At 72.2% G+C, this 12,191-nt stretch carries 11 protein-coding genes; 4 read left to right on the top strand and 7 right to left on the bottom strand.

Going from position 1 to position 12,191, the window contains the following annotated elements:
* Window positions 1-7 precede the first annotated feature (7 nt).
* The gene (gene fabD / locus ACFV2X_RS21785; protein ID WP_385618862.1) at window positions 8-3,157 is read left to right on the top strand and encodes an ACP S-malonyltransferase; all 3,150 of its coding nucleotides are present in this window, start codon (window positions 8-10) and stop codon (window positions 3,155-3,157) included.
* Window positions 3,158-3,268: 111 nt separating this feature from the next.
* On the top strand, window positions 3,269-3,781 hold the full coding sequence (locus ACFV2X_RS21780) for an SRPBCC family protein (RefSeq protein ID WP_385618806.1): 513 nt from the start codon (window positions 3,269-3,271) through the stop codon (window positions 3,779-3,781).
* 24 nt (window positions 3,782-3,805) lie between these two features.
* On the opposite strand, the gene ACFV2X_RS21775 is transcribed toward ACFV2X_RS21780, so the two are convergent.
* Both ACFV2X_RS21775 and ACFV2X_RS21770 read right to left on the bottom strand, forming a co-directional pair.
* The gene (locus ACFV2X_RS21775; protein ID WP_385618803.1) at window positions 3,806-3,937 is read right to left on the bottom strand and encodes a hypothetical protein; all 132 of its coding nucleotides are present in this window, start codon (window positions 3,935-3,937) and stop codon (window positions 3,806-3,808) included.
* A gap of 174 nt (window positions 3,938-4,111) precedes the next feature.
* The gene (locus tag ACFV2X_RS21770) at window positions 4,112-5,056 is read right to left on the bottom strand and encodes an SDR family NAD(P)-dependent oxidoreductase (protein WP_385618801.1); all 945 of its coding nucleotides are present in this window, start codon (window positions 5,054-5,056) and stop codon (window positions 4,112-4,114) included.
* 123 nt (window positions 5,057-5,179) lie between these two features.
* Between ACFV2X_RS21770 and ACFV2X_RS21765 the strand changes: the two genes are divergently transcribed.
* Window positions 5,180-5,863, top strand: coding sequence for a hypothetical protein (locus ACFV2X_RS21765; protein WP_385618798.1), 684 nt, complete (start codon window positions 5,180-5,182; stop codon window positions 5,861-5,863).
* A 254-nt stretch (window positions 5,864-6,117) separates the two neighbouring features.
* Here the strand turns inward: ACFV2X_RS21765 and ACFV2X_RS21760 are convergent, their stop codons facing one another.
* The 3 genes from ACFV2X_RS21760 to ACFV2X_RS21750 all read right to left on the bottom strand — a co-directional run bounded on the left by ACFV2X_RS21760 (window position 6,118) and on the right by ACFV2X_RS21750 (window position 9,809).
* On the bottom strand, window positions 6,118-7,653 hold the full coding sequence (locus tag ACFV2X_RS21760) for an MFS transporter (RefSeq protein WP_385618797.1): 1,536 nt from the start codon (window positions 7,651-7,653) through the stop codon (window positions 6,118-6,120).
* 160 nt (window positions 7,654-7,813) lie between these two features.
* The gene (locus ACFV2X_RS21755) at window positions 7,814-8,806 is read right to left on the bottom strand and encodes a helix-turn-helix transcriptional regulator (protein ID WP_385618794.1); all 993 of its coding nucleotides are present in this window, start codon (window positions 8,804-8,806) and stop codon (window positions 7,814-7,816) included.
* A 136-nt stretch (window positions 8,807-8,942) separates the two neighbouring features.
* Complete coding sequence (locus tag ACFV2X_RS21750; RefSeq protein ID WP_385618792.1) at window positions 8,943-9,809, bottom strand: helix-turn-helix domain-containing protein; 867 nt, start codon at window positions 9,807-9,809, stop codon at window positions 8,943-8,945.
* Between the two features lie 200 nt (window positions 9,810-10,009).
* Here ACFV2X_RS21750 and ACFV2X_RS21745 point away from each other — a divergent pair, with 200 nt between their 5' ends.
* Window positions 10,010-10,612: an NADPH-dependent FMN reductase gene (locus ACFV2X_RS21745; protein ID WP_385618791.1), complete on the top strand. Its 603-nt coding sequence runs from the start codon at window positions 10,010-10,012 to the stop codon at window positions 10,610-10,612.
* Between the two features lie 27 nt (window positions 10,613-10,639).
* Here ACFV2X_RS21745 and ACFV2X_RS21740 read toward each other — a convergent pair whose 3' ends face one another.
* The gene (locus ACFV2X_RS21740) at window positions 10,640-11,431 is read right to left on the bottom strand and encodes a maleylpyruvate isomerase family mycothiol-dependent enzyme (protein WP_385618789.1); all 792 of its coding nucleotides are present in this window, start codon (window positions 11,429-11,431) and stop codon (window positions 10,640-10,642) included.
* 47 nt (window positions 11,432-11,478) lie between these two features.
* The coding region (locus ACFV2X_RS21735; protein ID WP_385618786.1) for an MFS transporter at window positions 11,479-12,191 on the bottom strand (713 nt) is incomplete at its 5' end.

Here is a 12,191-nt window from a genome sequence, read left to right as displayed (position 1 = left end):
CGTGTTCATGTTCTCCGGGCAGGGCTCGCAGTACTACCAGATGGGCAAGGAGCTGTTCGACGACAACCCCGTGTTCCGTACGGTGCTGCGCCGGCTGGACGCCGAGGCCGCCGAGGCGCTGGGTGAGTCGGTCCTGGCCCACACGTTCGACCCGGCCAAGCGGAAGAACGACCAGTTCACCGACACCCGGATCACCCACCCGGCGATCGTCATGATCGAGCTGGCCCTGGCGGAGACCCTGCGGACGGCGGGCGTCGAGCCCGACTACTTGCTCGGCTCCAGTCTGGGCGAGTACGCGGCGGCCGTCGTCTCGGGCAGCATCTCCTCGCGGGACTGCCTGCGGCTGCTGGTCCGCCAGGCCGACGCGCTGCGGGCGGGGCCGCGCGGCGGAATGCTCGCCGTCCTGAGCGGGCCCGAGATTCTGGACCGACTGCCCGCCCTGCGCGCCTGCGAAGTGGCCGCCCGCAACTATCCGGGCCACTTCGTCATCGCCGGCACGACTCGGGCGCTGGCCCGGGCCCAGGCGGCGCTGAGCGCTGCCGACGTGATGCACCAGCGCGTGCCGGTCGAGTACGGCTACCACTCCAGCATGATGGACGGGGTGCTCGACGCCTGCCGTGGCGTCTTCGACGGTGTCGAGTTCGCGCCGCCCAGCCTGCCCTGGATCTCCAGCGTGGACGGCCGCCGGGTCGAGCGGGCCACCGCCGAGCATTTCTGGCAGGTTGCCCGCCGGCCCATTGAGTTCGAGCGGGCGATGGCCTCGCTACGCGGGCGCGGCGAGTTCCTCTACCTGGACCTCGGGCCCTCCGGCACCCTGCACAACTTCGCACGCGGCAACCTGCCGGCCGGTGGGCCTTCGGTCTCCCTGCCGCTGCTCAGTCCCTTCGGGAACGACCCAGACCTGTTCACCAGGGCCCTGGCGCTCGCCGCCCCGAAACATGCTTCCGCTTCCGCGACCGCACCCGTCCCCGACACACCAGCGCTCAGGAAGGCACGCGCCATGAAGGTCTACGGCTTCCCCGGCCAGGGGGCCCAGCAGAGAGGCATGGGCAAGGGACTGTTCGAGAAGTTCCCCGAGCAGACCGCCATCGCGGACCGGGTGCTCGGCTACTCGATCGAGGAGCTGTGCGTCTCGGACCCCGAGCGCCGGCTCGGCCGCACCGAGTACACCCAGCCCGCCCTCTACGTGGTCAGCGCGTTGGCGTACCTGGATCACATCACCCAGGACCCGGAGCAGGCGGACTACCTGATCGGGCACAGCCTCGGCGAGTACGTGGCGCTGTTCGCGGCCGGCGTCTTCGACTTCGAGACCGGCCTGCGTCTGGTGCAGCGGCGCGGGGCGCTGATGGCGGCGGCCGGCGGTGGCGGGATGGCCGCGGTGGTGGGCAGCGACGAGGAGACCGTCACCAGCGTCCTCGCCGACTCCGGCGTCGGCGGTCTCGACCTGGCCAACCACAACGCCCCGGACCAGTTCGTCCTCTCCGGCCCGACCGAGCAGATCGACGCCGCCTGTACCGCTTTCGAGGCCGCCGGCGCCCGCACCGTCCGCCTCAACGTCAGTGCGCCGTTCCACTCCCGCTACATGCGCGGCACGGCTGAGGAGTTCGGCGCGTTCCTCGGCCGGTTCACCCTGCACCCGCCGGCCGTCCCCGTGCTCGCCAACGTTGACGCCCAGCCCTACCGGCCGGATGCGATCGCGCAGACCCTGACCGCGCAGATCGCCTCCCCGATCCGCTGGACCGAGACCGTGCGCCGGCTGATGGGCCATGGCGACTTCGAGTTCGTCGAGCTGGGCCCCGGCCGGGTGCTCACCCGTCTGGTCACCCGGATTCGCGCCGTCGCCGAGCCCCTGCCGGCCCCGGTACCGCCGGCTCCGCAACCGCCTGCCGTGCCCGCGTCAGGGATCGGCGCCGACAGCCTCGGCGCGCGGAGCTTCCGAGAGCGGTATCGGCTGCGCCGTGCCTACCTGGCAGGCTCGCTCCACGGTGGCATCTCCGGCCAGGAGATGCTGCGCTCGCTCACCAAGGCCGGTCTGCTCGGTTTCCTCGGGACCGGTGGGCTCCCCCTGGCCGAGGTGGACCGGCAACTGCGGGGGCTCACAGCCGAGCTGGGTCTCGGTGGGGCCTTCGGCGCCAATCTGCTCTACCGCCATGGCGCGCCGGAGGAAGAGAACGCACTGGTCGACCTGTTGCTGCGGCACGGCGTCGACCTGGTCGAGTGCTCTGGCTTCCCCCTGATCACTCCGGCCCTGGTGCGCTTCCGCCTCAACGGCGGCCGGATCATCGCCAAGGTCTCCCGCACCGATGTCGCCGCCGAGTTCCTCGCCCCGCCGCCCGAGCGTCTGGTCACCCGGCTGATCGCGGACGGGCAGGTCACCGAGGAGGAGGCCCGCGCGGCCGCAGGCCGGCCGATGGCCGACGATCTGTGTGTCGAGGCCGACGGCGGCTGGCTGAGCAGCACCGCCGACCTGCTCATCCTGCTGCCCGCTGTGCTTCGCCTGCGCGACGAGCACGCTCTGCCGGGCCACCATGTGCACGTCGGCTGCGCCGGTGGTATCGGCACCCCGGAGGCGGCCGCCGCGGCCTTTCTGCTCGGCGCCGACTTCATCCTGACCGGCTCGGTCAACCAGTGCTCCGCCGAGGCGGCCACCAGCCCGGAGGTGAAGGACATCCTCCAGGAGAGCCGCGAGTTCGACGTCGAGACGGCACCTTGGGGCGAGATGTTCGAGCTGGGCGTGCAGGCCCGCTATCTCAAGCGCGGACTGTTCTTCCCTGCCCGTGCCTCCCGGCTGCACGAGCTGTGGCGTCGGCACGGCTCCCTCGCAGAGCTCGACGCGGAGACCAGGAGCCAGGTGCTGGACCGTTACCTCGGTGGTGAGGCCGTGCCCGTCCCGGCCCCCGGCGCCGATCCCAAGGCTGAGCTGGCGTCCGTCTTCCGCCGCTATTTCGAGCGCGGCTTCCGCCTCGCCGTCACCGGCGACCAGTGCGCCAGGGTCGACTACCTGGTCCACTGCGGGCCCGCCATGGGCGCGTTCAACCAGGTCGTCGCCGGCACCCAGCTCCAGCCCTGGCGCGCCCGTACCGTCGAGGCCATCGCCGACACCCTCCTGGAGGGCGCGGCCGCACACATCATGGACCGCTTCAGCACCTTCCGCTGACCGCGCCTGCCCGGGAACAGCGGCCTCCGGCGCTGTCCGGACAACCGCCGCCGATCTTCAGTGACAGCGGTCACTACCTTTGCCAGAACCCCTATTGGGAAGGATTGAACGATGCGTCTTGCCGATGATCCGCGGGTGGAGTGCGAGATAGAGGTCGCCGCTGCGCCGGAGCGGGTGTGGCAACTGGTGTCCGACATCTCCACCTCGGCCCGGTACAGCCCGGAGCTGCAGGAGGTGGAGTGGCTCGACGGTGCCGAGGGGCCGGCCGTCGGCGCGTGCTTCCTCGGCCGCAACAGCAGTGGCAGCCTGGGGGAGTGGCGATCCGTCAGCCGCATCGCCGAGTTCGTGGAGCCGCTCTCCTTCCGGTGGGAGGTCGTCCCCGAGGACGACCGGTCGAACGGGGAGGCGCTGACCATCTGGACGTACACGCTGACGCCGGTCGCGGACGGGTCCGGCACCCGCCTGCGGCACGGCATGCGGATCGGCCCCGCCCGCGGACTCCTGCAGGAGTTCGTCGCGAGCGCTCCCGAGAGGGAGGAGCGGATCGTCGGCGGCCGACTGGCGCAGCTGCGCGCCGGCATCGAGGCGACCTTGGCAGGGGTGAAGGCCGAGGCGGAGGCCTGAGACCGCGTGCTACATGTGGTGGGCTCAGCCGAGCGGGTACGGCCGGGTCAGGGGGCGGCCGATGAGGGTCCGCAGCCGGGTTCCGTAGGTCTCCCTGACCGCGCGGGGGCCGCGCATCCAGTGTGGCCGGTAGCCCTGGATCCCGAAGTCGAACACGCGAGGATTATGCACGCGGCCGTCGGGCGTCGGGCTCCTGGTGGTACGAGTGCGGGAGGGGATCACCGGGTGACGGAATTCAGCCGCCGACGAGGGGGGGGGAAGCCGTGCAGGCCTGCTGGTGCGGCCATGTACCCAGTCCATGGCCGCGCGCTGACGCGTACGAACTCCGGACTATATGGAGCTCGGGTCGACGCCGGTCAGCTCGCGGCTCGCGTCCCACAGGCGCGCCGCGACCGCGGTGTCGGTCAGGTGGTCCCAGAGGGGTGCCGCCCGTGGCAGGCCGCGCAGCCCGAACACGCGGGGAGCCCACATTTGCCCGCCCGCCACGGCCGGGTCGAGGACGGCCCGTACCGCGGGCCATGCGGCGGACTCCTTGCCCTGGACGAAGAGGCCGGCCGGCAGGCCGCGCAGTCGGTCGCCGGTGGTGCGGACGTGGACGGGTGGGCGCGAGGGGGTGAGGGAGTCCAGCGCGCCGCCGGGGTGGGTGACCACGCTCAGCGCCGTACTACCGGCCGCCCGCAGACGGCGGTCGAGCTCCAGGCCGAAGAGCATCTGCGCCAGCTTTGACCGTGCGTAGGTGCGTTTGGGCTGGTAGTCCCGGGTGCTCTGGAGGTCGTCGAGGTCCAGCCGCTCGGACTTCGCCGCGAAGCTGCCCGTGGTGACGATACGGGCCGCGGGGGCGGCCGCGAGCAGCGGTGCGAGCCACCGGGTCAGCGCGAAGTGCCCGAGGTGGTTGGTCGCGAGCATCAGCTCATGGCCGTCCTGGGTCTCGCGGCGCGGCGGGTGGTCGATCATCACCCCCGCATTGAGGACCACCGCGTCGAGACGGTCCAGCCGCAGGGCTTCCACCGATGCCTTGAGCGAGGAGAGGTCGGCGAGGTCCAGCCGCAGGGAACACACCCGCGCACCGGGCACCCGGGACCGGATCGAGGCCATCGCGGTTTCGGCCTTCGCCGTGTCCCGGCTGCCGAGCACGACGGTGGCCCCCGCGCCGGCGAGCTGTTCGGCGACGAAGTAGCCGATCCCCGCGTTGCCGCCGGTGACCAGGACGTTCCTGCCTACGGCGGATGGCGGCCGGTGAACGTCCCATGACTCGCTCGGGGTTGTGGAGGGCATACGGGTTCCTTGCGCTCGCGGGGGAGGTGGACCCGTTCAGCGTCACAGGGGTCGCCGACATGCCGTCGACAGATCGCCGACGGCTCACGGAGCGCACCCGAATCGGTGCGGGAGACTGGCGGCATGACCCCTCCCGCCGCCCTCGCGTCCTCCGACGAGATACGGGACTACCTCGTCGACCGCCTCAACCTGGCCCTGCGCAGGCCCGGGATGATGGGCGGGGAGCTGAGCCTCCGGCTGCTGCTGGATCATCTGCTGTTCGTGGAGCGCCGGGAAGAGGCGTGGGCCGAGGAGCGGCGGGCGATGGAGGAGCACGGGGCTTGGACGGCGACCGGGGTGGTGGGGGCGTTCCGGTCCTTGCTGCCGCGTGACCACGCACACGAGGTGGCCTCGGTCTACGCGGAGTTCGTCCGTAGGGCGGGGTGGCTGGAGGCGGACCGCGTGCTGGACGCAGAGGCGTACGCATCGATGCGGGGCCGAATCGCCGAGTGGGTCCGTCAGGACCGCGGATGGGCCGATGTGGTCGCCGAATTCGGGCCGCCTTCTGTGCTGTTCGGCGGCACGAACCCGCTCTACGGCAAGACGCTCGGCTATCTGACGGCGCGGACCGAGGACCCCATGGTGTTCTTCCACCTCTGGAACGGCACCGCGCCCGAAGCCGCCTCGTCCTGGCCGCCGGACCACGACGAACCCCTGCTGCTCGCGGTCCGCTGCGGCACGCAGCGCTTCGCGGACACCTTCACCTTCACCCCACACGGGCAGCGGCTGCGACCCAGCCTCGGGCAAGATGCCATGCGGAAGCTGTGATCGGCGGTGGGTCCGCCGGGCCGCTAGGGGGCTGGCCCGGTGTTCCGGTTCCTCCGGTCCAGCGGTGCGCTGGACCGGAGGCGCGCGAGCGCGACGAACGGGCGGGCACCGGCGATCGGGATCGGCTCGGCACCCATCCCCTCGCCCTTTGGGCCGGACGGCGACGATGCCCCGGCGCCCCCTGCCCCCGCTGAGATCGTCGGGGTCTTGGGGCAGGCACACCGCGCGGTATGGGGAGTGGTCGGACCGGCTGGTCAGCCCATGTGTACGGCAGGGGCGTCGGCATCGGCCTCCGTGTGCTGCCGTTGGGCGTTGATGGCCAGCACGGTGACGACAAGTCCCGCGAGGAACATGGCGCCCGCGGCGGCGAAGGCCATGGTGTAACCGTGGGTCACGGCCTCGCCCGCGCGGGCCGCCAGGGCGAAGTCCTTCGTGGCGAGCGCTCGGTAGAGGGTGGTGGCCGCATCGGGGAGTTTGTCGTTGGCGGCCGAGGTGGCGATCGTGGACAGCACGGCGAGGCCGAGCGCGCCGCCGATCTGCTGGGCGGTGTTCAGCAGTGCCGATGCGATGCCCGTGTCGTGATGGGCGACGCCGCTGACCGCGCCGAGTGTCATCGGTACGAAGCTCATACCCAGGCCGAGCGCGGTGACGAACATGGCGGGCATCAGATGCGCGGCGTAGGAGGAGTCGGGCTCCAGGGTGGCGAACCAGAACATGCCGACGGCCCCGACCAGCAGCCCCGGACCGGCGATGAGCCGGGGTGCGAAGTGCGTGATCAGCTTGGAGCCGGCGCCGGCCGCTGTGGCCATGCCGAAGCTGAAGGGGAGGTAGGCGAAGCCGGTCTTCACCGGGCTGTAGCCGAGGATGAGCTGCATGTACAGCGTCAGGAAGTAGAACGTGGCGAACATGCCCGCGCCGATGAACAGCATCGTGGCGTAGCTGCCGGAGCGGCTGCGGTCCTTCAGCAGGCGCAGCGGCAGCATCGGGTCCGTGGTGCGGGCCTGGAGCAGCAGGAAGGTGGTGAGCAGTACGGCCGCGCCGGCGAAGGACGCCAGGGTCAGCGCGTCGGTCCAGCCGTGTTCGCCGCCCCGGGTGATCCCGTAGACCAGGGCGATCAGACCGCCGGTGCCGGTGATGGCGCCGGGTATGTCCAGGCGGCCGGGGTGGCGCTCCGCCTCGACGAGGGTCTTCGTGCCGGTGAGCACGGCCAGGCCGATGGGGATGTTGACGAAGAACACCCAGCGCCAGTCCAGGAGATCGGTGAGCGTGCCGCCGAGCAGCAGACCGACCGTGGCGCCGACACCGCCCATGGCCGCGTACACGCCCATCGCGGTGTTGCGCGGCTTGCCCTGGGGGAACGTGGTGGTGATCAGGGCCAGGGCGCTGGGCGCGGCGAGTGCGGCGCCGACGCCCTGGAGGACGCGGGCGGCGATCAGCAGGCCCTCGTCCGGGGCCAGGCCGCCCAGCAGCGAGGCCAGGGTGAAGACGGCGATGCCGGTTTGGAACATGCGCCGCCGCCCGAACAGGTCACCGGCCCGTCCGCCGAGCAGCAGCAGTCCGCCGAAGGCCAGCGCGTAGGAGTTGACGATCCAGGCGAGGTTCGCGTCGGTGACGTCGAGGTCGGTCTGGATGGCGGGCAGCGCGATGTTGGTGATGGTGGCGTCGAGGACCACCATCAGCTGGGCGGCCGCGATCACGATCAGGGCCGGCCCGAGGTGCCGGCCCCCGCCCGGCGGCGTGCTGGGCGTATCGGCCGGTGCGACGGCGGCAGCCGCACGGTCGGTGGACATGTCGGTAGACATAGAAGAGGGCTCCAGAGGCGAGTGAACTGGCCCTGCTGCACGAACGGCTTGCACATTGCCGAGAAGAGCAGGTCCGCAGATGGGGGAGTCGGTATCTGGGTTCGATCATCCCAGCGGTATATGACAACGAACGTCATATATCGGGGGGCTATTCGATCGGCGCGGTCGCGGGGTACAGGGCTGCCGTTGCCTGTGCCGCCTCCCTGAGCGCGTTCTGCAGTTCAGGGGGATCGACGACCTCGACCTTCGGCCCGAAGGCCAGCAGGGTGGTGGCGTGGCCGAGTGAATGGAACCGCAGCGTCAGCTCGGTCGCCTGTGTGTCCGGGCCGTCGCCGTCGTGTATGCCCTCGGGGTTGGTGAGGTCGGTTTGGTGGACCCGCAGGAACCGGGTGAGGGAGTCGGCGGCCACGCGGACCGTGACCTTCACGGGTCGCTCCAGGTTCTCGACCTCACGGCGCAGGTCCTGCCATACGTGCTGCAGCTCCACACCAGGGCGGAGACGGGCTTGTTCGGACAGGACGCGCGCGGTCACGAGCCGATCGGCGCGGAAGAGCTTCGGCCGGGCCTGGTGGTCGGCCACCAGGTACCAGACGCCGGCCTTGTTCACGAGCCCGTACGCATCCAGCGTGTAGGAGCGTTCGCTTCCGTCACGGCCGTGGCGGTAACGGACGCGCAGCCGCCGGTCGCCGAACACCGCGTCCTGCAGACGGGCCAGCGCCGGGACCGGAGCGGGAGCGGCACCGGTGCGCCACCGGTCGGGCTCGATGAACACGCGGCGGCTGGCCAGGTCGGCGTCCGGGCGGTGGACCTCGGGGAGCACCGCCATGATCTTGCGGAGGGCGGACCCCATGGCCTGGCCCAGCCCGAGATCCGCGTGGGCACTGTCGGACAGCAGAACGAACAGCGCCCGTGTCTCGTCCGCCGTGAGGCCGCTGACGTCCGTACGGTAACCGGGCACCAGCGCGATGCCGCCGCGCGCCCCGCGCTCCGTGTAGACCGGGACGCCCGCCGCCGACAGGGCCTCGACGTCACGCATCACCGTCCGCACGGACACTTCAAGGCGCTCGGCCAGCTCCCTGGCGGACGTCTGCCCGTGCGTCTGCAGCAGGAGCAGAAGCGCCAGCAGCCGCTCGGAACGCACAGCTCACCCCCGCTTCTCCTCGTGGTCGTCGTTCGATGGGAACGCCTCCACCGTAAAGCTCGATATATGACAGGCGGCGTCATACATGGGAAATGCAGAGAGGGCAGAGAGGGCACCTTGTCCCTCGACCCGGGCCTCAGCCGGACGACACCGCTCGCAGAGCCCGCAGCGCACCCGGGTGGCGGCCGGTGAGGCGGTCGAGGGCGGCGGAGGTGGCGTCGTCGGCGGGGAGGTGGACGATGAGGCGCTGGTCGTCGTCGGCGGGCAGTTCGAGGGTTTCGTACGCCAGCCGAAGCTCGCCCACCTCGGGGTGGCGCAGCCGGGTGACGCCGCTGGAGCGGGGGAGACCGGGCAGGGTGGCCACGCGCGCGCTGAAGGCGTCTCCGGTGATGACGGTCAACTCGTCCGCGAGGTGGGCGACATGGGGGTCCGCGCGGAAGGGGCCCTGCTTGAGGGCGGCGACCTGTTCGTCGGCGACATGGGCCCAGTCGGGGTACGCGGTGCGGGCGCGCGGGTCGGTGAAGACGAAGCGGGCGAGGTTCGGCTCGCTGCCGTCCAGCAGGCCGACGGGGCCCGCCAGCCGCTCGTAGCCTGCCGTGTGGGCGAGGATGTCGCCGAGCCGGTTGAGCAGGACGGCCGGGGCGGGTTCCAGGCGGTCGAGCAGGGCGCGTACGGTCGGCCGCACCGTACGGGCCGGGCCCGCGTCGCCCCGGCAGCTGAAGCCGGGCTCGGCGCCCTTGGTCAGCCGGTGCAGATGGACGCGTTCGGCGGTGGTGAGGCGGAGCGCGTCGGCCAGCGCGGAGATCACCTGCGCGGAGGGGCGGCGGTCGCGGCCCTGCTCCAGCCGGGTCACATACTCCACGCTGACCCCGGCCAGCGTGGCCAGCTCGGCCCGGCGCAGCCCGGGCGTACGGCGGCGCGGGCCGGTGGGCAGCCCCACCTCGGCGGGGGTGACCGCCTCCCGGCGGAGGCGCAGGAACATGCCCAGCTCGTTGTCGCTCACCGTACGAACGTAACAGCCGGGTCGAACGGGATCGTGGCCCTGCCACTACCAGTCTCGGCCCGGCCTTCCTGGCCCTGGCGCGGCCCGGCAGATTGGACGGCGTGGCCCTCCCGGCCACTTCGCCACCTCAGCAAGAACCACCTCAGCAAGAACCACCTCATCAGGCACCACCGCATCAGCAACAAGGAGCACGCCCAGCCATGTCCAGCCAGACCCTCAAGCTCGCAGTGATCCTCGGCAGCGTCCGCGAGGGCCGGTTCGGCCCGACGGTCGCGAACTGGTTCGTCGAACAGGCCGAGGCGCACGGCCGGTTCGCCGTGGACCTCATCGACCTGGCAGACACCCCGCTGCCGCTCGCCCTGCCGCCCGTACCTCCCGCGATGGAGCCGAACCTGCCCCGCCCCGCCGAGATGGCCGACCTCACGGCGCGGCTCGCGGCGGCCGACGCGTTCGTCGTGCTGACGCCGGACTACAACCGCGCCTACCCGGCCGCGCTGAAGGCCGCGATCGACTGGCACTACCTCGAGTGGCAGACCAAGCCGGTCGGCTTCGTCGGCTACAGCGGGGCCAGCGGCGGCCTGCTGGCCATCGAGGGCCTGCGGCAGGTCTTCAACGAGCTGCAGGCCCACACGGTCCGCGACTACGTCTCCTTCCCCCGCTACTACGAGCTGTTCGGCCCCGACGGCACGCTCAAGGACCCCGAGGGCCCGAACGCCGCGGCGAAGGCGATGCTGGACCAGCTGCTGTGGTGGGGCTCGGTCCTCCACGACGCCCGGCGCGACCGCCCGTTCGCCGCGGCGTAGCACGCGGCGTAGTACGGGGTGGGGCGGTCAGCCGAAGGGGACCCGGTCCAGCCAGAAGTCGAGGAGCCGCGCGTCCCCCAGCACCTCGACGCCCTCGCCGTGGGCCGGTCGCCGGCGGTAGACCAGCAGCAGGAGCTCCGCCAGCGGGGCCCGCACGGCGACGGCGGCCTTCTCATGGGCCCGGCGCCAGGCGATCACCTCGCCGGTGAGGTCGACCACCCACTCCGCCGCCGTATCGGGGCCGGCGTCCGTGGCGTGGAGGTGGATGGTGCGGCCGGGGCCCGGCAACTCACGCATCCGGGGGTGGACCTCGAAGTGCATCGGCAGCGCGCCGAGCTCCATCCACTCGTCGAGAGCGTCGAGGGCCACGTCCTCGGCGAGCGCGAACTCCGCGCCGAGCGCCAGCGTCGCATCGGCCCGGTGGACGACCGTCTCATGCGTGAACCGGCGGGCGAAGAAGGCCGCGGTCCCGCCGGGCACCGGGGTCCACACCTCCGCGTCGGGCCCCGCCGCGCGCAGCGTGTCCGCCAGCAGCCCGGCGCCCTCGGTGAGCCAGGGGCCGAGCGCGGCGGGGGCCTCGTGGGCGTACGGGGACAGGTCGCGGAAGTGGTCGTCGGGGAGCGGGCCCGTCGCCCGGGTCCGTACGATCTCAGCGGCCCAGCGCTGGCCGCCGCCGAGATGGCGCAGCAACTGGCCGACGTTCCAGCCGGGGCAGGACGGCACGGGGGCCGTCAGGTCCGCACCCTTGATGAGCGGCCGCAACAGGTCGGTCTGCGCGGCGATCTCGGCACATAGGCGATCGTGACTCAGAACGGTCATAGCGCCACGGTAGGACGTGCCACTGACAGCGCCCCGCAGAGCGGGGATCAGCGGGTGCCGGGGGCAGGCTCGGGCTCGGCATCCTGTACGGGCTCCGGCTCCGGCTCGTCCCTGGGTTCCGGTTCCGGCTCCGGCTCCGTGAGCGTGCCCGCGATGAGCCAGGCCAGGGCGCACAGCGCGATCAGCGGGGCCAGCGCGGTGCGCAGACCGGCGACGTCGGCGAGGGCGCCGATGGCCGGGCTGGCCACGCCCCCGACGCTGACGGCCAGGCCCAGCGTGACGCCGCTGGCCGTGCCGACCCGGTTCGGCAGATAGTCCTGGCCCAGCGTGACGTGCAGCGAGAACGGCACGTACAGGGCGGCGGCCGTCAGCGCGGCGAAGGCGTAGAGAGCCGGCCCGGGGATGAACACCAGCCCGGCGACGGCGGGGACCGCCGCCCCGTAGGCGATGCGCAGCGTACGGACGCGCCCCCAGCGCGCGGCCAGCGGGCCGCCCAGTACGGTGCCGACCGCGCCCCCGGCGAACAGCGTGAACAGCGCCGCCGACCCCGCCGCCGAGCCCCCGGGCACGCGCTGCTGGGCGTACAGGGCGATGAACGCGCTCAGGCCCACGTAGATGATCGAACGGCAGACGATGACCGCCGAGAGCCGCAGGAACTCCGGCCAGTTGTCCCGGCCGGTGCCCCGCGGGGCGGCCAGCGCGGCCCCCCCGCCCCCGGCCCCGGGCCCGGTAGCGGCGGCCGGCAGCACCCCCCCCCCCC

The organism is Streptomyces sp. NPDC059679, from assembly GCF_042734105.1.
Lineage (GTDB): Bacteria > Actinomycetota > Actinomycetes > Streptomycetales > Streptomycetaceae > Streptomyces.
This window is presented reverse-complemented; position numbering and strand designations above follow the sequence as displayed.